The organism is Kribbella sp. NBC_00482 (genome assembly GCF_036013725.1).
Classification (GTDB): domain Bacteria; phylum Actinomycetota; class Actinomycetes; order Propionibacteriales; family Kribbellaceae; genus Kribbella.
Map to the genome: position 1 here is coordinate 4,196,642 of NZ_CP107881.1, position 18,022 is coordinate 4,214,663.

The 18,022-nt window shown below is 64.6% G+C and carries 15 protein-coding genes; 5 read left to right on the forward strand and 10 right to left on the reverse strand.

Annotated elements, in window-relative coordinates; genetic code table 11:
* Window positions 1–257: 257 nt before the first annotated feature.
* Window positions 258–422, forward strand: a complete 165-nt coding sequence (locus tag OHB24_RS20670; protein WP_327640713.1) for a hypothetical protein — start codon at window positions 258–260, stop codon at window positions 420–422.
* 129 nt (window positions 423–551) lie between these two features.
* Window positions 552–923, forward strand: coding sequence for a hypothetical protein (locus OHB24_RS20675; RefSeq protein ID WP_327641177.1), 372 nt, complete (start codon window positions 552–554; stop codon window positions 921–923).
* On the opposite strand, the gene OHB24_RS20680 is transcribed toward OHB24_RS20675, so the two are convergent.
* The 3 genes from OHB24_RS20680 to OHB24_RS20690 form a co-directional block, all read right to left on the reverse strand.
* A complete protein-coding gene (locus tag OHB24_RS20680) occupies window positions 904–1,638 on the reverse strand; it encodes a rod shape-determining protein (protein ID WP_327640714.1) in 735 nt (244 codons plus the stop codon). The two genes, OHB24_RS20675 and OHB24_RS20680, sit on opposite strands and share 20 nt — an antisense overlap.
* 83 nt (window positions 1,639–1,721) lie before the next feature.
* Window positions 1,722–2,117, reverse strand: coding sequence for a TraR/DksA family transcriptional regulator (locus tag OHB24_RS20685; protein WP_327640715.1), 396 nt, complete (start codon window positions 2,115–2,117; stop codon window positions 1,722–1,724).
* A 108-nt stretch (window positions 2,118–2,225) separates the two neighbouring features.
* Window positions 2,226–2,537 carry a TraR/DksA family transcriptional regulator gene (locus tag OHB24_RS20690; protein WP_327640716.1) on the reverse strand — a complete coding sequence of 104 codons (312 nt, stop codon included), beginning with the start codon at window positions 2,535–2,537 and terminating at the stop codon, window positions 2,226–2,228.
* Between the two features lie 262 nt (window positions 2,538–2,799).
* Here OHB24_RS20690 and OHB24_RS20695 point away from each other — a divergent pair, with 262 nt between their 5' ends.
* Window positions 2,800–2,955, forward strand: coding sequence for a hypothetical protein (locus OHB24_RS20695; RefSeq protein ID WP_327640717.1), 156 nt, complete (start codon window positions 2,800–2,802; stop codon window positions 2,953–2,955).
* A gap of 75 nt (window positions 2,956–3,030) precedes the next feature.
* Entirely contained in the window at window positions 3,031–3,792 is a 762-nt protein-coding gene (locus tag OHB24_RS20700; RefSeq protein WP_327640718.1) for a carbohydrate ABC transporter permease, read from the forward strand.
* A gap of 49 nt (window positions 3,793–3,841) precedes the next feature.
* On the opposite strand, the gene OHB24_RS20705 is transcribed toward OHB24_RS20700, so the two are convergent.
* Window positions 3,842–4,771 carry a hypothetical protein gene (locus OHB24_RS20705; protein ID WP_327640719.1) on the reverse strand — a complete coding sequence of 310 codons (930 nt, stop codon included), beginning with the start codon at window positions 4,769–4,771 and terminating at the stop codon, window positions 3,842–3,844.
* 320 nt (window positions 4,772–5,091) lie between these two features.
* On the opposite strand from OHB24_RS20705, the gene OHB24_RS20710 reads away from it, so the two are divergent.
* Window positions 5,092–5,250, forward strand: coding sequence for a hypothetical protein (locus tag OHB24_RS20710; protein WP_327640720.1), 159 nt, complete (start codon window positions 5,092–5,094; stop codon window positions 5,248–5,250).
* A 758-nt stretch (window positions 5,251–6,008) separates the two neighbouring features.
* Here the strand turns inward: OHB24_RS20710 and OHB24_RS20715 are convergent.
* The 6 genes from OHB24_RS20715 to OHB24_RS20740 form a co-directional block, all read right to left on the reverse strand.
* On the reverse strand, window positions 6,009–7,832 hold the full coding sequence (locus tag OHB24_RS20715; protein ID WP_327640721.1) for an ABC transporter ATP-binding protein: 1,824 nt from the start codon (window positions 7,830–7,832) through the stop codon (window positions 6,009–6,011).
* A complete protein-coding gene (locus OHB24_RS20720) occupies window positions 7,832–9,667 on the reverse strand; it encodes an ABC transporter ATP-binding protein (RefSeq protein WP_327640722.1) in 1,836 nt (611 codons plus the stop codon). Before OHB24_RS20720 ends, OHB24_RS20715 begins: the two co-directional genes overlap by 1 nt.
* A 62-nt stretch (window positions 9,668–9,729) precedes the next feature.
* Complete coding sequence (locus tag OHB24_RS20725) at window positions 9,730–11,889, reverse strand: carbamoyltransferase family protein (RefSeq protein WP_327640723.1); 2,160 nt, start codon at window positions 11,887–11,889, stop codon at window positions 9,730–9,732.
* Entirely contained in the window at window positions 11,886–12,848 is a 963-nt protein-coding gene (locus OHB24_RS20730; RefSeq protein WP_327640724.1) for a TauD/TfdA family dioxygenase, read from the reverse strand. Before OHB24_RS20730 ends, OHB24_RS20725 begins: the two co-directional genes overlap by 4 nt.
* Before the next feature lie 2 nt (window positions 12,849–12,850).
* On the reverse strand, window positions 12,851–16,102 hold the full coding sequence (locus tag OHB24_RS20735) for a non-ribosomal peptide synthetase (protein ID WP_327640725.1): 3,252 nt from the start codon (window positions 16,100–16,102) through the stop codon (window positions 12,851–12,853).
* A 327-nt stretch (window positions 16,103–16,429) separates the two neighbouring features.
* Complete coding sequence (locus OHB24_RS20740) at window positions 16,430–17,746, reverse strand: condensation domain-containing protein (RefSeq protein ID WP_327640726.1); 1,317 nt, start codon at window positions 17,744–17,746, stop codon at window positions 16,430–16,432.
* Window positions 17,747–18,022: the final 276 nt, after the last annotated feature.

Below are 18,022 nucleotides of genomic sequence, written 5' to 3' on the forward strand. Positions count from 1 at the left end.
TCGAGCAGGGTGAGGATTCTGGGTGAAAGGCGGTCGAATCGGTAGGTGGTGTGGTCTGGTTCGACCTTCCTTCCCAGGAGGGTCGGCAGCATCCAGGCTTCTTCCGGCGAACACGATCCGGATCACCGCCTCGGGTCCGCTGGGACGACACGCCGTACGTGGCACACGGGGCGACCGACAGGCCTGGCGGTGGGGAGGTCATCGGAACCAGCACACCGGCAGCGCCCGAAGGGCAGCTCGCTGCGTGGGTTCGCCCGGTGACCACGGACCCGCAGCGATACGCCGCTGCGTTCGGTACGACGATCTGGACCTACGACTCCACGGTCCACACCTACGCCCAGTGGCAAGACGCAGTCACCATCTTCGCGGACCCAGTGGACGCGCCTGACGCCGGCGGGGTTGCCCGCAGCATGCTTCCGTAAGTCAGCCAGTGGGAGGAGCTGAAGGTCCACAACGCGCACGCCATCGTGCGCGACGTGACCGCCGCGACAACTCCGGAGCTCCAGGCCCTCGCTCGGGATCCCCGAGCACCCCTGGGCTGGCATGGGTTCGTGGTCCTGTGGACGGCAGATCACCCCGATCGTCAGATGCCGTGCCATCCTGGTCGTCTCGCCGCCACTCTGGTGCCACCACTCGCCGTCGCAGGCAAAGATGCCGATACCTGCAAGGCGGTCCAGACCCTGAACGAGGTCAGCCTTGATGCTGAGCAGGCTTCCAACCTGGCGGTGATCGTCGGCGTCGGCGACAGGTTTGAGGTAGGCGATGGGGGCAAGGTCATCGCGGTCATGACGGCCATGACCGAGTCATCGCTGCGGAACATCGACCATGGCGATACGGCTGGGCCCTTTCGCGACGCAGTCGGGTGGGGCGGTGCCGGCGGCTCAACTGATAGGCGACGTGGGATCACAGAGGCTGGCTGGTAATGACGGGGTGGCGGTCGGCGGCGACCATGGCCAGACCGGCGCCGCGGACGGCGGCAGTCTGGGGGGCGGGAGCAGGCCGCACCGGCGCTGCCAGCTGTTTGGCCAGCCGGTAGGTGATCTCCGGACGCAGCGCGCCACCTCCGGTGAGTAGCGGCCCACGGTCCAAGGCATCGACAACCAGTCCACCGCAGTCAAGGCGCAGGAGATCGGTCACCACCGCGACGATCGACTGCACGAGCTCGGCAACGGTCGTGGTCGCGCCAAGATCGGAGGTTCCCACGTCCAACCGATGGGCCTGCGCCAGGCCACCATCCACTAGCAAACCCACTTCGGTCAGGCCTGCTCCGATGTCCAGCACCAGCAGTGGCCGGGCCAAGTCAGCTCCTGCTCCGAGCGCGGCGGCTTTCACACCGTCAATGGTCAGCACGACCCGCGCATCGAGAACCTCCAGCGCGGCGCGGCCCACGCGCTGATGCTGACCAGCGCACAGGACCGGGGTGGTCAAGACAACCATCGAGTAGTGACCGAGGCCGGCTCGATGGCCGAGGAGGCGCTCGAGTATGCGAGCGGCGCCCGCCTCGTCGACGACGACGCCGCGGTGCACGGGACGACTGCCGCCGTCCGCGCCAGGCGAAATGATCGTGGGCTCGTCGACGATCAGACCATGGTCCGGCATCCACGCCCTCGTGCGGGCACTGCCCAGGTCGATCGCCACGCCGGACAACCGCTGGCCGGCCGACCACGTACCACGGCGCCGTAGCGCCGCCGTACGCGAAAACGGTGTACGCGAGGCCGGAGTTACGAGACTCCGTTCTTGAGGCGCCACGAGACTGACTCCTTGAGTTGGTGGCACGGACCGCAGTACCGGGCGTGTGGGAGGATACGCAGGCTCGCCAGCGGAATGGGCCGGTCGCAGAGGTGACAGCTGCCGTACAGGCCGGCGTCCATCCGGCTCAGCGCTGCATCGACATCGGTGAGCACCAGTTGGGCGGCCGCGGCAAGAGCGGTCAGCACCTCTTCACGCGCTTTCGCGTGCTGGCAGGCCGGCAGATCGTCGGGGCTCGGCCAGGTCTCGCCGAGGCCGTCCAGCTGCTCCAGCCGGAACCGGCGCTCATCATGAAGGCATGCGCGCAGCGCGTCCAGGTCCTCGAGACCTAGTTCGGACCGGCGAACAGTGGCGAACGTGTAGCTCAAGACTTCACACCCTTGACAAGGCGTCAGAAGACAACAGATTGGACAGGCCATCCACGGGCGAGCCGCGCAGCACCACCTCGGTCCGTGGCCCGATTTGGTAGGCGCCGATCAGGTGGCGCGCTGCTGACAGCTGACGCAGCAGCTCACGTAGGGCAGGATCTCCAGTCGTTCAACCGGAATGCGGGTGCTGCAGCCCTGGCACGTGCCAAAGGTGCCGTCGGTCAGACGGTCTTCAGCTGCCGTGATCTCGGTCAGCACGCGCCGGATGGCGGCTGTCTGCGCCGTCGCAAGGTCCCCGTCCGCAAGGGCGGCACCGTCCTCGATGGCGCTGAGTTGGGTGAGACGAGAGTTGCGTTCGTGTTGCAGGCGCTGGCGGGCCTCATGCACGGTCATTTTCACGGAGCGGGCCACGGTGGTCACTGAAGGTACGTCCTCTCACGAACACGGGGGAACGAAAGTAGACGCCACTGCCGCCAACGGCACCACATGAAATGAACCGTTCGCCCCAGTTGCGTCCTGCCTCCACCATGCGCGACACCGGCCGCAGTAACCATCGGGACCAGCACCCATTTGGCGAGGCGCTCAGGCCCCATGCCGGACAACGATGTCAGAACTTACGGAGAACCCAGCGTCGACCGAGCCCATCCGACGCCAGCTTTCACGAGCAAACGACGTCTTCCAGGTGCCCGTCCTGCGGATGCTCGGTGTCGCGTTCCAAGGCAGCCAATGGGGCTACGCGGCGACGCTGTCGACCGCGATGTCCCTGATCACCGTCGTACTGACCATCGTCGTGGTCTTCATCAAGCGAGGGGACAAAGCAGATGTCAAGTCGCTCTGAGACCGCGAGAGGCGGACGGCGGCGCAGTGGCCAGACCCTGGTGGTCCTGGCTCTCAGCTTGATCGCCTTCATCGGGTGTTCCCGTTCCTGTTCATGCTGATGACGTCCTTGAAGACCAACCAGCAGTACTACGCCATTTTCTGGCGGCCGACGCTGCCGCTGCAGCTGGAGAACTACAGCACCGCCTGGCAACAGATCCAGCCCTACTTCGTCACGTCACTGCTCGTCGCCGCGGCCGCGATCGCCGGAACCCTGCTGCTGAGCACGGTGGCAGCCTTCGTCTTCGCCCGGTACGAGTTCTTCGGCCGCAAAGCGCGCTTCGCCCTCGTGGCGCTGCTGTTGATGGTGCCCCGGGATCTCCAGCCTGATCCCGCTCTTCGTCCTGATGCGGGATCTCGGCATCCTGAACACCCGGCTGGTGCTCGTGATCCCCATGTCGCCGGCGGAGCGGTCCTCGGAACGCTGCTGATGAAGACGTTCGTGGCGCAGATCCCGCAGGCGCTGTTCGACGCGGCCCGGGTGGACGGCGCGTCGGGGCCCCGGATGTTCTGGTCGATCATGCTGCCGCTGTCGTTGCCGGTGGTCGGGACGATCTCCCTGGTTACCGTCATCGGGGTGTGGAACGACTTCTTCTGGCCGCTGCTCACCATCGCCGACAACAACCTGCGGACGGTGTCGGCGGGCCTGCAGTTCTTCCAGACCCAGAACGCCACGGAGTACGGACCGCTGTTCGCCGGCTACGCGTTGGCCAGCATCCCTCTCCTGCTGCTGTTCCTGTTCCTGTCGAAGTACTTCCTCGCCGGCCTGCAAGGCGGGCTCCCTGGCTCCGGACGCTGACCTCCGGACACCGGGTGCGTCGCTCTTGGTCCTGTATCGGCCGCACCGCTCAGAGGGCCGGAGTCAGTTGCTCGGAACGCACCACCCAGCGCTCGTCGGCCGGGAATCCGGGGGTGGGGCGGTCCGGTGCGCCGTGCCAGCCCGCGGTCATGAAGGCGATGGCGTAGAGCAAGGCGCCGTTGCTCGGGAAGTAGGGGAACGGCCCGCCGGTGGCGAGGCCGGCGTCGTCGAACTGGAAGCCGTCGGACGGGTGGAGCAGGAAGTCCACCGCGTCGTCCGGGCGCCCGAGTCGCGCGGCGCACATCGCCAGCATCGGGAAGTCCCATCCCCAGGTACGGGAGAACCTCCAGCCGGTGAAGACCCGGTCGGCGGTGCGGTCCATCGTGGGGATGTCGACGCCGTCACCCGGCAGCCAGCCGAACGCACCGATCAGCGCCGGGTGCTCGTAGTTCTTCTCCGTCCACATGTTTTCGACGCCCTCGTGCAGAACGTAGGAATCGTCCTGGACCGGCAGGGCCGCGAGCCCGTCGTGGACGCGCTGCCACTGGGGATCGCCGGGCAGACCGAGACGTTCGCGCCACTGTTGTGCGACGCGGAGGCCGAAACGCCAGTAGGAGAGCTCGAAGGTGGGGTTCTGGGTGGTCTTGGGATCGGTGTTCTCCGACACGAGGTGCATCGGCGGGCCGAGCACGTAGCGGCTCGTGCTGTCGTCCCAGAATGCCCAGGAGGCGAGGAAATCGGCGGTGTCGGCAACGATGTCCCGCCACTTCCTCAGCGTGGCCTTGGTGGGATGTGCCTGGTAGTCCAGCTCGGCGAGAAAGATCGGGTGCGGCTGCTGCCACGTCAGCAGGGCGTTGATGACGTGCGGCGCCTCGCTGCCGTCGGCCGTCGTGCACTTCGGCCACCGCGCCCCCCGGAAGCCCCCGGGTGCGGTCGTGTCGATGCCGGCCGCGGCGAGGACCTGGTCTCCGTCGCCCATGCACCGATTACCTTGCAATGCCTGAAGATCTCCCCGACTAGGACCGTCAGCTTGACGCATCTTGTCCTCCAGTGATGTTGGAGCTGCGGTCGCTTGACCAGGAACCGTTCTGCCATCAGGGACTGAGCTGCCGCACCACCACGCCACCCCGGCGACACGAAAAGCCGCAGGTCACGCCGTCTATCCGAGCATCCCGATCCGGATCCGATCCAGATCCGGATGTCTTGACCCCCGGGCTGAATGCACCGGCGGTAAGCGTCATACGACGCCGGACGGGCGGCGCCGAGACCTACCGTGATCCGCAGGGAAAGACCACACCGATGCGGCTCGTCGTCGGCATGCTCAAACCGACCAGCGGAACGCTCACCATCGCCGGCCACGGCCACGGCCACGGCCACGGCCACGGCCTTGACCGCACCGACTGGTCGGCTGCCCGCTGGCCTACCGAACTGACCTGCCGGCAGAACCTGGCCCTCTAGGCCATGCTGCACGGCGTCCCGGCGTCGAAGATCCCTGGCATGCTCGATGCGGCCACAGTCGAGCTGCGACTGACGCAGTACGCCGATCGCCGAGTCGGCAAGCTGTCTCTCGGCAACAAGCAACGGCTCGGCGGGCCAACGGTGACTATCTCGACGTCCGCAACATCACCGGCACGGGCCCCGCGCGTCCCAGTCACTCTCCTGTTCGCGCGGTGCTGTCAGTCGCCGACTGTCGTCAGACAATCACTGGCACCCACGCGGGGCCCACTGACTGTTAGCAGTGGCGTCACGTGCCTGAGATCGGCGACCGTGCTCGGGCCGGTCCGGGTTGCGGCCGGCGCCTCGTTAGTCGCCGTGTCGAGCACCATCGTAGGCACGCTCAGCTCTGAGAAACCTGAGGCCATCTGGCTTTCTGGGGGGCGTCTCACTGGCTCGATCACTGTCACCGGTGCAAGCGGCACCGTCCGAGTTGACAGATTTACTGTCTCCGGGCCCCTGACGGTTGCTGGAACGAGTCATGGCACAACCATCGATCGTGTGGCCGTGAACGGACCTGTTGCGCTGACTGACAACCTCGGGAATGTCGAGATAGCCGGCAGTGCCATTCGCGGTCCGTTGACGTGTACTGGGAATAGCGCGCCTCACAGGGACGACCAGCAGCCCAACACGGTGACGGGGCCGGCTGTCGGGCAGTGTAAGCATCTATGACCACCGCGAAGGATGTCGTCAGCCGCGAGCGCGACTCGGTAGCCGGACGCTCAATCCTCCGCGAACTGCCTCGCATGCAGATCGAACAAGGTCGCGTAGTGCCCGCCAAGCTCGAGGAGCTCGGTGTGCGTTCCCGACTCCACCATCGTGCCCTCGTCCAGTACCAAGATCAGATCCGCCCAGTGCACGGTCGAGAATCGGTGAGACACGAGGACGGTGATCGCGCCGTGGTCGTCCGCCCAGCTTTTGGCGCGCTGTGCGAAGGAACGGTAGATCGCCTCCTCGGACTGCGCGTCGAGACTGGCTGTAGGCTCGTCGAGCAGAACCAGTAGCGGCGCATCCGGCATGAAGCCTCGCCCGATGGCGACTTTCTGCCATTGACCGCCTGACAACTCCACCCCGCCGTCGAACGACCGGCCCAGTTGTGTGTCGAGCCCGGCCTCCAGGTTCGCGACCACGGGCTGCATGCCCGCCTTGAGGAGCGAATCCGTCACGCGGCTGTCGTCCATCGTCGCCGGGGATCCGATGCCCACAGCTTGGCGCATCGTCAGGTACGGACGAAGGAAGTCTTGGAAAGCCCCAGTTACTCGCTGCTGCCAGAGGTTGGCATCGACGTCCGCGATGTCGACACCATCGAGAAGCATCGTGCCGTCGGTCGGGTCGTAGAGGCGGGTCAGGATCTTGACCAAGGTCGACTTACCGGCCCCGTTCTCCCCAACGATTGCGACGACCTTTCCTGCCGGCACGTTGAAGGTGACATCATCCAGGACGAATCTCGTACTGTGCGGGTATTTGAACCTGAGTCCGGATACCTGCAACCCACTCACCGACCGGTTGGGAAGGCCGTCTTCGGGCGTGGAGCGCGACGCCGGGCGGCGAAGCCCATCAATGTATCGCTCGAGCCACAGGTAGGCAGAGGCGATCGTCATGACCTCGGCGAGTGCGGTCAGATTCCCCGCGACGCCTTGAACTGCGGCGAATGCGCGGTTCGCCAACAGAACGGCGAGGACCAGGTCCCCAGCTGTGGCGCTGCCGTCCCTGATCAGCAGGGAGACCCAGAAGATCGCTGCGAAGTAGCCAAAGACAGAGACCAACTGCCCGGCCACAATGATCGGCGCAGCTACGAGCTTGCCGCGCTCCCTCCGTCTTGCCGCGTCTGCGGCCGCGGTGGAGTACTGCTGCAGCAGCCAGTTGCTCATGGCGTACGCCCGAACCTCCAACGCCGACCGTGCGGACGTTCCGAGGGTGAAGAAGTACGCCGCCGACCGCGACTTCTCGCTGGCCTCCAGCCATGCCACCCCGGCCCGGCGACCGGCGAGGCCGGACGCTGCCAGGGTCAGCGCACCAGGCGCGAGCACAAGGAGTAGGACAGGGCTGATGTGCGCCAGCAAGGACAGGGTGATGGCAGCCTCAACAATTGCCGCGAGCGCGAAGAACGCGGTCCCGGCTGGTTCCGCAAGCATCTGGCGGCGTTCACGGACGACTTGGAGTCGATCGGAGAACTCGGGATCCTCGTAGTGCTGGATTCCTGTGGAACCCGTCACCAGCTCGGCCAGTTGGCGGTCGATCCTTCCCGCTGTCCGCTCATTCAGCGTCGTGAACATGACGAAGCGTGGAAACCCGATGGCGACGACGAGACCGATGTAGCCCGCCAGCGCGGCTGAGGACAGCGCGATCCCATGGCCATCTGTTGCCCTTACCGCGTCGACGAGTGCCTTCGCACTCAATGCCGCCAGGGCCGGGAGCATCCGCTCCACCAGGAGCAGGGTGAGCGCCAGCACAGCCAGCCTTGCGTCGACCCGGAAGGCCGTGCCGAATACGAGATCCAGTCGTCGCAGCCATACTTGCCGACGTCTCACCGGCATCGGCGCCATCAGCCGTCCCCCAAATCGACGCCGGCCAACAGCCGGTCTCGCTGCAAGCTGTACAGCTCGGCGTACCGGCTGCCCGCGGCCATGAGCTCCTCATGCGTCCCGCACTCGAGGACCTGGCCGTGCTCGAGAACGATGATCCTGGCGGCGCGCCGAACAGCGGACAACCGATGCGAGATGAGGATCGCAGTCTTGGCCGACATCAGCTGCAGGTACTGGGCGAATACCGCCTCCTCAGCACGTACGTCGAGGTGCGCGGTCGGCTCGTCCAGAATCGCGAGCTCTGCGCCGTGATCGATCGCGTACACCGCGCGCGCGATCGCCAGCCGCTGCCACTGTCCACCGGAGAGATCGGTGCCACCGGTGAACGCGGTCGATGCAATTGTGTCGAGGCCATGAGGAACCGAATTGATGACGTCGGTCGCACCAGCCGCCTCCGCTGCATTCATGATGGCTTTGTCCTCATCATCACCCGACGAGCCTGCGCCCATGGTGATGTTGTCCCGCAACGATCGTTCGAGCCGCAGGAAGTCCTGGAAGACGGGGGCGATCAGGTGCCTCCATTCCGCCGGCTCGAAGGTGCTGATGTCAATTCCGTCAGCGGTGATGACGCCACGGTCTGGCCGGTACATGCCCAGGAGCAGTTTGACGATCGTGGTTTTTCCAGCACCGTTGAGTCCGACGACGGCCGTCGAGACGCCGACCGGGATGACCAGGTGCAGATCACGGCAGATCCAGCGCTCTGTGCCGGGGTATCGGAACCACACGCCGTCGAAGACGATCGCGCTGGTGAGCCGCGGCATGACCGGCGACTCAGGCACATCGCTCGATGTTGCGTCCGACCAGCTTGCGGCTGCCTGGACTGCCCGACTGCCGTACTCAAGGTTCACATCGTCGTCAGTCCAGGCCGTGATCGCGTTGATGTTCAGGATCGCGAAGACGACGGTCCCCACGTCCGCGACCGATGCGGAACCGTTCAGAGCCTCGGAGCCCAGGGTCGCAAATACGACCGCGTGGATCAGAATTACTACAAGCAGTGGAGGAACGAGGCGGCCCACCGATCGGTGCCGATGCTTCCAGACGACCTGCATGGATTGCAGCCAGAGCTGCCAATGGCGGCTGATCAGCCACGGTGCGAAGCCGAAGATTCTCAGTTCCTTGGCCGCGGCGGGACTGATGGCCAGGTCACGCAGGTAGTCGGCTCGGCGCAACTCGGATGAGTGACCAGTCCAGAGCTTCAGAACCTCCAGCCGGATCTTTCGGGAGGTCGCGGCCAATGCCATCCAGCTCGCCAGGAGCACCGGTCCCGCCCACCACCAATAGAACGAAACGACGCCCGCCGCCCCCAGGGATGTCGCCCAACGCGAGGCGACCGCGAAGAGACCCGCTGCTGCCTTGGCGGGCGTGTTTTGAGACGCGGGACCAACCCCGCCGGCGATCGCAACCAGGTCGTTCCCGGCCGCAGACTCCACATGCGCGACACCCGCGGGCCGCACCGATGCCTCAAGAACGAAGCGACGCATCCTCAATTCGGTTCGCAGTCCGAGTCGCAGCACGACGTACTCATTGATCTGCTGGAGCACGGTGCTCGCGATGATCACGACCAGGCTACCCACAAGCAACGTGTAGAACGGATCGCGCAAGCTGGTGCCCGGCCCCACGTCGGCAGCCGCTCCGATGAGATGACCGCTGATCACGGCCCCACCGGTTCCAAGTCCGGCGCTGACGAGGATCGCGAGAGCGGCGGTCGCCGTCAGCAACCTGCTGCTGTTCCAGACGACTCGGATTAGCGCGATCCGTGCCGGAGCATCGCGGAACGGCGCCAGCGCCTTCCTCATCCGGCCGCGGATGAGGAAGGCACGGCGACCAACCATTCTCGATCGAGGCGACATCTGTCGATTCATCCTGCCTGGTGCATCAGCGCCGACGCTTCGTCACCGCCGTGTCCCTCCGGCGGCGGATACTGGAAGTAGGCCCGGCGCCACAGTTCGGAGTACTCCCGCACAGTTCCTGACTGGTGCGCGGTTCGGTCGCCCACTACGACGATGCCTGGTTTGCCGGTGGCTGCCACAAGACGACGAAGCACAGCCTGCCCTTCGACGCCGAACAGTGCGGCTTCGGCATAGACGAACAAGATGTCACCGACCGGAACCTCTCCCGCGACCATCTCGGTCAGGTTCACAACCTTGAGGTCGCCGGCGAGAGCATCCGGCACGGACGGCGCGTCGGTCGCGATCTGCACGTCCTGGCAGACCGAGCCGATGTTGCGCAGCGCCACGCTGATGGCATCGCGTCCATAGCCTTTCAGGTTTCGTTCCAACTCGGACTCGAGCAGGATCACGGTCGCTGAGTCGTGCTCGACCTCAGCGACCGCCTCGATCAGCTGGCGTCGTTGTGAGTTGAAGCGTTCGACCGTCGGCAGTCCGGGCATCGACTTCCGCAACACGTGGTTCCCGATGTAGATCGCGTCCAGACCAGTGCTGAGGAATGCAGTGATCATGTCCTCTGCCGAGTCGACGATCGGTTCGCCCTTGATATTCAGCGACGTGTTCAGGGCCACTCCATGCCCGGTGAGTTTCCTCAGTTCCAACAGAAAACGGCGGTACAACGGATTCTGCTCCTCTGTGACCGTCTGGATCCGGCCGGAGTAATCCACGTGGGTCACCGACGGGAAGAGGTCTCGCGATGCTGCGTTGAACGAGTTCACAGTAATCATGTACGGCGACAGCCGGACGTCGTCGAAGTACTTCTTCGCGTCCTCGACCAGAACACTCGGCGCGAACGGGCGCCAGACCTCGCGGAACTTTACCTTCTCGTTGACCTTTCGGGCGATGTCGGGAACCGCCGGATTGGCCAGGATGCTCCGGTTGCCCAGAGCACGCGGCCCGACCTCGGCACGCCCTTGGCACCAGCCGATCACCAGTCCGCCGGCCACATCGTCGGCTGCTTCCCTCTCCGGCCCGTCGATTCTGACGATCGGCAGCCCCGCTGCCTCCAGGGCGGTGACCACCTCCACCTCGGACACGGCGTCACCGAGGTAGGCATCTCCGACCGTCCAGCGGTGTCCCTGCCGCTGCGGCTTCGCCTGGTGATAGCCGAGCAGACCGGCTCCGATCGATAGGCCGGAGTCCCCGGCCCATGGCGCGAAGTGGTAGTCGGTGAAGAGTCCCGAGCGTTCGAGTTTCCCGTTGCCAACGCTGTTCAGGGCGACCCCGCCAGCCAGACAGATTGCTGATGCCTGCCCTGACAACGTTCGGGCCCGGTTGGCCAGACCGAGCAGGATCTCCTCCGTGATCAGCTGGATCGTTGCCGCGACGTCCTTGTGGTACTCGGTGAGCTCGTCGTCGGACCGGCGCCGTGCTCCTAGGACGGACTCGATGTCGTAGCCCTGCAATATGTCCTTGTTGATCGAGAACTCACCATCGGCGGTGTCCCAATGCAGGATGCGTTCACGGAACAGATCGACGTACCGTGGACTGCCGTACGGTGCCAGTCCCATCGTCTTACCCTCGTCGCCCATGTACCCGAGCCCCAGCCACTGGGTCACTCGCGTGTACAGGTTGCCGATGGAGTCGCCTGACTTCTCCCACAGCGGCACCACCGCGCGGCCGGGATCGCCACGAAAGATCGCACAGGTGGTCTCCTCGCCTTGACCATCGACAGTGAGGATCACCGCGTCGTCGAAGTTCGAAGGGTAGAAGCTTGAAGCTGCATGTGCCTGATGATGCGGAAAGTGCGCCCGCGGCACGGAGCCGAGTCCGACCGTTTCGAGAACTCGCTGCTCGGTCAAGCGAAAGGCCTCGCGGTTGTACTCGAGTCTGAACAGCTCGGGGTCACAGCCCACCGCGATCAGCTCGATGTCGTCGACCTCGATCCCGTGCCGCGACAGCGCCCGAGCGAGGATCCCTGCGTGCGGAAGAGCGCCGATGCTGTGGCGGATTCGTGACCAGCGCTCCTGCTCGCCGACGTAGACCACCTCACCGGAGTCCGCGTCGACCAGGGTGAAGCTCAGGTCGTGAACTGAATAGTTTCCCGAGCAGCCGATGATCCACTTGGTCATGACGCGCTCACCCACTCGACGTCTTCGCGGTGCACTGTGCCGGCCATCGCGACCATGATTCGGCGATCGCCGGTGAACGGGCGGCGCGCGTGCGCCATCCGCATGTTGTCGACGATCATGACATCGCCCGGCGTCCAGACATGGCTGTACGAGGCCTCGTCGTACGCCGTGCGTATCTCGGTCAGGACCCCGTCTGGTATCCGCTCGCCGTCGCCGTAGTAGGTCTGTGACGGCAACTCGTCCTCCTCGAACATGTCCAGAAGCGCCGCGGACGTCGACTCGTCGAGGGAGCTCACGTTGAAGAACGCGGCGTGATTGAACCAGACGCGATCACCGGACTCAGGATGCCGCGCGAACGCCGAGCGGCTGGCACGCGTACGCAGCCGTGCATCCGCGAGCCATTCGCATTCGATTGATTGCGACGCGCAATACTGCTCGACCTGGGCACGGTCGTCAGTCTGGAAGACAGTCTGCCAATCCAAACCGATCGGACCACCGAAGTTCCGCTGTACCGACCACCCTCGTCCGGCAAAGTCCTCGACGGTGTCGGCTGACAGCGACTCCGCTACTGTCCTGACGTCGGAGATCAGTGTCTCGCCGCCCGTCTCGGCTGGGTTCTCACAGTAGAAGAGGAGCCAGCGCGGCCAGGACATCTGGTAGGAGTTCTCGTTGTGAAACGGAATCGGATGACGCGCGGGGTAGTCCGTGGCCGTGTACACCCTGTCGGCCACCTCGGTCCGCGGCGACGATCGCTCGGTATACGTGAGCATTTCAGCGTTCAGCGCGCCGAAGAGCTGCTCGGCGTGATCCGCAGGCGAGAACTCGAAACCTCGGAAAACAACGGCGCCGCGGTCGCGGAGCTTGTCGTCGAGGGCGGCCGGCTGGTTGGTGATGTGGTCCACGAGCAGTCGGCGATCCGCTGCCTCACGAGCGGTCAACAGGGTGTTGTCGATCGGCACAGTTACACCTCTCCATCGGGGGTCAGAGTGACGCCGGCAGGGTCGTCACCGTCCAAGTTCTGCGCCAGGTGACGCGACACCGTCTCCGCCAGTGTCTTGATGGTTGGCGCGTCGAAGATCGTCATCAACGGCAGCTTGATGTCGAAGGTGCGCCGCATTCTGGCCATCACCTGCGTTGCGAGCAGGGACTCACCGCCGAGGTCGAAGAAGTCGGCGTCGACCGGGATCGAATCCCGCCCGAGCACGTCGGCCCAGATCTGATGGATCGCCTCCTCGACCTCTCCCTCCGGCGCCGAACCTGCTGACGACGGCTCACCGGCTTCCGGCTCGGGTGTCGGTAGAGCGTCGTAGTCGATCTTTCCGTTGCGGGTCAGAGGCAATTGGTCGACGTGAACGAACAGCTGCGGCTGCATGTATTCCGGCAAACGACGCGAGAGTTCCCGCCTGAGCTCGTTGAAGTCGCGTCGAAGCCCGGAATAGTAGGCAACGATCGTGGTGGATCCGGCAGGCCCCGTGCTGGTCGTGACCGCGACCTGGCCGGCATCCGGAAGGCTGCCCAGCGCTGACTCGATCTCTCCGAGCTCAACCCGATAGCCCCGGATCTTCACCTGGCGGTCGGTCCGGCCCAGGTACTCGAGGTTTCCGTTCACGTCCCAGCAGGCCAGGTCTCCCGTGCGGTAGACGCGAACCTCGCCAAGGTTGTCGATCGACGCAGTACGAAACGCCTCCGCCGTCCACTCGGGCCGACCGTGATACCCGCGTGCGAGTCCCGCTCCCGCAAGGTACAGCTCGCCAGCGACGCCGGGCGGCACCATACGCAATTGCTGGTCGAGGACGAACGCGCTCATGTTCTGGATCGGCCGGCCGATCGCGACTTGTTCATCGAGATCGGCAGGACTCAGCCGATGAACGACGCACCCTACTGTCGCCTCACTGGGACCGTACTCGTTGAAGATCGCTGTGGCAGGGTCGTGCTTGCGCCACCAGGCGACGCCGTGGTCTTGCCGGAGGTTTTCACCCCCGAGTACGAGCCAGCCAACCTTGCCCGCGACCTCGTTCCCATCGACCTCCTCCGTCAGCAACTGCAGCTGGCCTGGCGTCAGTTTCAGACCGGCGACAGCTTCGGTGCTTCGCAACTCATGGACGAGTGGCTCGACGCCAGGTCCGTCGAAGGCGAGGCGCAACTCCGCACCGGACGCCAGCGCGTGAACGAGCGTCGTGACGGTTAGATCGAACGCGAAGCCGGTATGGACGATGACGGTTTCGCCGGCCTCGAGCGGATAGCTGCGCCGGCACCAGTCAAGATAGTTCGACAGCGAGGAGTGGGTGATCTCCACTCCTTTCGGAACGCCGGTAGTACCGGAGGTGTAGATCACGTAGGCGAGAGCATCGTCCGCCGGTCGAGCAGGGACACCGTCCGCATCTTCTGCAGTGTCCTCGTCCCATCCGGAGTCGAGGTAGACCGTGCGAGACTCGTCGAAATCTACGGCCACATCCGTCCACGTGATCAGGCCGCGCAAATTCGCTTCTGCGGCCACTGCACCAAGCCGTTCTACCGGGCTGGCCGGATCCATGGGGACGTACGCAGCCCCCGCCTTCCAGACCCCAAGTGCGGCGATGACCATGTCGAACGATCTCGGTAAACAGATCCCGACGAGATCTCCCGCCTCGACACCAAGACAGCCAAGATGCCTCGCGAGGTGCGACGACTTGTCGTCCAGATCTGCGTAACTCAGCGAGGTCGAATCCATCCTCAGAGCCGACGACTTGGGAAGCGCTGAGGCCGACTGGGTGAACCGCTCCAAGGCGCTCTCCGGCGGCACTGTCTCCACCGGCCCGACGGACAGCTCGAGCAGGCGAGCAGCGTCGTCCGCCTTCATGATCGGCAACTCCGCCAGGGGTCGCTCGGGAGCTTCGAGAATCGATCGCAGCAAGGTTTCTAGCTGGGAAGCGAGCGAGGCGATCGTGTCGGTGGAGTACAGGTCGGTGTTGTACTCGATGCCGCAGCTGATCCGGGAGCCGTCATCGATGAACATGAACTTCAGGTCGAACTGCGAGGTGTAGGTCTCGACGTCCATGGTCTCGATTTCCAGGCCGGGAAGATTCCAGGTGGCCCGGCGTACTCCCTGGAAGTCCAGCATCACACGAAACAGCGGGTTGACGCCGGGAAGGCGCCTGGGCGCGATGCGCTCGACGACGCGCTCAAAGGGGATTTCCTGATCTTCGTGGGCCTGGAGCAGGACCTCCCGAGTTCGCCTGATTACGTCCCGAAAGCTCTCCGACAAGTCGAGCTGGTTGCGCAGCACGACCGTGTTCACGAAACATCCGACCACCGATTCGAGGTTCTCGGTCAGACGTCCGGACATCGCGGATCCGAAGGCAACGTCGGACTGCTCCGAACGCCGCGCGAACAGGACGCTCATGACGGCTACGAACAGCTGGAAGACCGTGAGGGACTCGCGTCGGCAGAAATCGCGGGTCCGCTCGGACAGACCGGCGTTCATCCACAGCATGAAGTGATTCCCGTGGAACGCGTTGTCCTCGGACCGCATCAGCCGACTCGGCACCGTCGTGGGGCTAAGTCCTTGCAATCGCGAGACCAGGTCTTCAAGCCGATCCCGGTAGTCATCGGTTCCGACCCAGCCACCCGCGTGCCGGGTAACCTCTGCATACTGCAAAGGACTGGCTGGGAGCTGGTGGGGACGGCTCTCGACGTTCGCTGCGTAGAGCTCCTCGAGTTCGCGGGCGATGATCCCGACCGACACGCCATCGCACACCATGTGGTGAAAGCTCAGCAGGATCGCATGATCCTCGGCCGTGAGAGTCAGAACGCTCGCGCGCATGAGTGGGCCAGTTTCCAGGTCGAAGGGTTGCATCGCCGCGATCTGGGCTGCCTCGACGAGCTGGGACTCGGCCGTTCGACCCGCCACTGTGGTCAGGCGTTCATGTGTGATCTGCGGGCTGTCGTCCGTGCCGATGGCTTGGACCAGCTGGTCGTCAACCAGGTGGAACCTGGTGCGCAACACATCATGGCGTTGGTAGATCTCTCGCAGCGCCTCGGTGAGCACCGGGATATTGAGGTCGCCCCGCACTCGGAGCGGCATGTTGACGTTGTAGTGACACGCGTCCGGCGCGAGATTCTGCAAGAACCATAGTCGCTGCTGCGCTGATGTCGCTGGCAAATGTGCAGCCGCTCTCGTGGGGTCAGGCTGATCGATCTGATGCTGCGCTTCCTGGTTCAATTCCACATCCATCCCCATCTCGTTGGGGCATGGCGCGCCTGGCGCCGACGCCACCGGATTGATGGAGCCCTCAAGGTTGGGCTCTGTGGATCCCCTGTCACAGTTCGGGCAAGCGGACCCCAGGCGTGCCGGATCGATGCTCTTGCGAACGCAAACCTCACTCCCCGAGTCGCAAGGGCGTTGGGCGGCCTCCGGCTCCGACAAAGCACAACGGAGTCGCATCGATGCGCTCCGTCGACATAGGACGTACTATTTCAGCACAAATCCTCATGTTCAATCGTTGGAGACCTTGACATTCCGGTCTGTATCGGTTTGTGGATCGATCAACCTGAGCCGTCCTCAGGTCAGCCGGTCGACCCGCAGACCCGACAGCGGCAAGTCGCGACCGGCAATGATCGCCTCGACGCATCGCATGAGATCTGCACAGACCGCTTCAGGGTCGCGGTGGCCGGACAGCGCGCTGCTGGTGTACACACGCAGCGTGAGACCTTCGCCGGCGAAGTCGGCAAAGACGTGGAGATGGGTGTTCGATGACCGGCATGCATCGACCGGCGGCTGTAGCCGATCTACGCGCGTGATCTGGTAACCGTCGACCTGTCTGTCGCTGGGCAGATTCGTCGCGGTCGGCGGCAGGCCGATGTTCGAGATCGCGGAGATGTCACCGACGTAGCGGTTTGGCGTGCTGGCCTTCCTCAGCTCGTGATCCAATGCGATCCGATCGAACCAGCCGTGGTGCACCGCCTCGAGGTGGCCCTGCCAGAAAGCGGAGAGGCGATCGGCGACGTTCGCGGCACCGCTCCTGGGAATGATGTACGACGAATTCGAGAGGTTTGCCACGACCGCCGCCTCGGCGCGCGATCCACGATTCGCGACGACGGTCTGAATGATCGGCGCTGAGGCTGGCTCGTACGCCTGCAGCAACAGCCCAAGGGCGGCGTTCAGCGCGCCGGGGAGACTCATCCTGGCCCGTCGGCAACTAGAAACCAACCTGCTCGTCAGGTCGGGCGTCAAAACCGCTTGCGAGCCGCTATGCGGAAGCTCCTGATAGTTCGGCAGGAAACTGAACGGGGAACCCCCAGCAGCCTCGCCTAGTCGATCCTGCCAGTCAGACAGGGCTGGGCCCTCGATGGCGCGTAGCCGCGGGGTTGGAATGTCGCTCAGCTGCGCAGCCGGGCTCTTGATGTCCGCATTGTCTACGCTGAGCAGCTCGCGCAGGTCGTCCGCGAGGATTGAGAGCGCAGCCGCGTCGGCAAACAGATGATGCACAGTCAGACAGACGACAGTCCCCTGCCGCTGCTGGGAGATCACCAGGCAGCAACTGTTGTCAAGAACGGAGGAAGCAGCTCGCCGAGCAATGCCCGCAAGTTGCGCGTCGTCCAGTTCTGCGTCGGAATCGAGCTCGACCGTCCGCGATTCGATCATGTCGACGTCGAGGTCAAGGACGACCTGACGCGGCTCACCGTCATCGTCGAGTACACGCGCCCTGAGCGCCTCGTGCATCTCGAACAAGCGGTGTATCCCGCGGGCTACCGCAGGGGCCGGAACCCGTTCATCCAGCCGGACTGATGTCGCCAACCATCCGAACCCGTGGCCGTTGTCGCGCATCAACTCCCACTGCCGTCGCTGAGCGACGGTCAACGGCACAAGGCGCTCCATCACACGTGCTCCAGATTATCGCCGGCACATGACATCCGCTCGTCCAAGCCCCATCGACTATGCCTCCCCACCTCCTCCCCATCAACTCGAACTGACCAACCGTGTCGGAACGGCCTTCGTCCGTTGGCAATCCGCTGTCACCGACACTCCGCCGTCGATGCAGCGGATGGACGGCGCTGACATAGTACGTACTACGCCACTCGGGGACCGCCCTCGATTCTCCTGCTGCTCCAGCAACGACATCACACCCGATTGGAGTGACGTCGACATGCCGCT

What these genes read in the sequence shown, in the direction of transcription:
- OHB24_RS20720 (WP_327640722.1), bottom strand. Translation starts at nt 9,667, where the DNA reads ATGAGGAAGGCGCTGGCGCCGTTCCGCGATGCTCCGGCACGGATCGCG.
- OHB24_RS20710 (WP_327640720.1), top strand. Translation starts at nt 5,092, where the DNA reads ATGCGGCTCGTCGTCGGCATGCTCAAACCGACCAGCGGAACGCTCACC.
- OHB24_RS20735 (WP_327640725.1), bottom strand. Translation starts at nt 16,102, where the DNA reads ATGGATGTGGAATTGAACCAGGAAGCGCAGCATCAGATCGATCAGCCT.
- OHB24_RS20715 (WP_327640721.1), bottom strand. Translation starts at nt 7,832, where the DNA reads ATGGCGCCGATGCCGGTGAGACGTCGGCAAGTATGGCTGCGACGACTG.
- OHB24_RS20705 (WP_327640719.1), bottom strand. Translation starts at nt 4,771, where the DNA reads ATGGGCGACGGAGACCAGGTCCTCGCCGCGGCCGGCATCGACACGACC.
- OHB24_RS20740 (WP_327640726.1), bottom strand. Translation starts at nt 17,746, where the DNA reads ATGGAGCGCCTTGTGCCGTTGACCGTCGCTCAGCGACGGCAGTGGGAG.
- OHB24_RS20725 (WP_327640723.1), bottom strand. Translation starts at nt 11,889, where the DNA reads ATGACCAAGTGGATCATCGGCTGCTCGGGAAACTATTCAGTTCACGAC.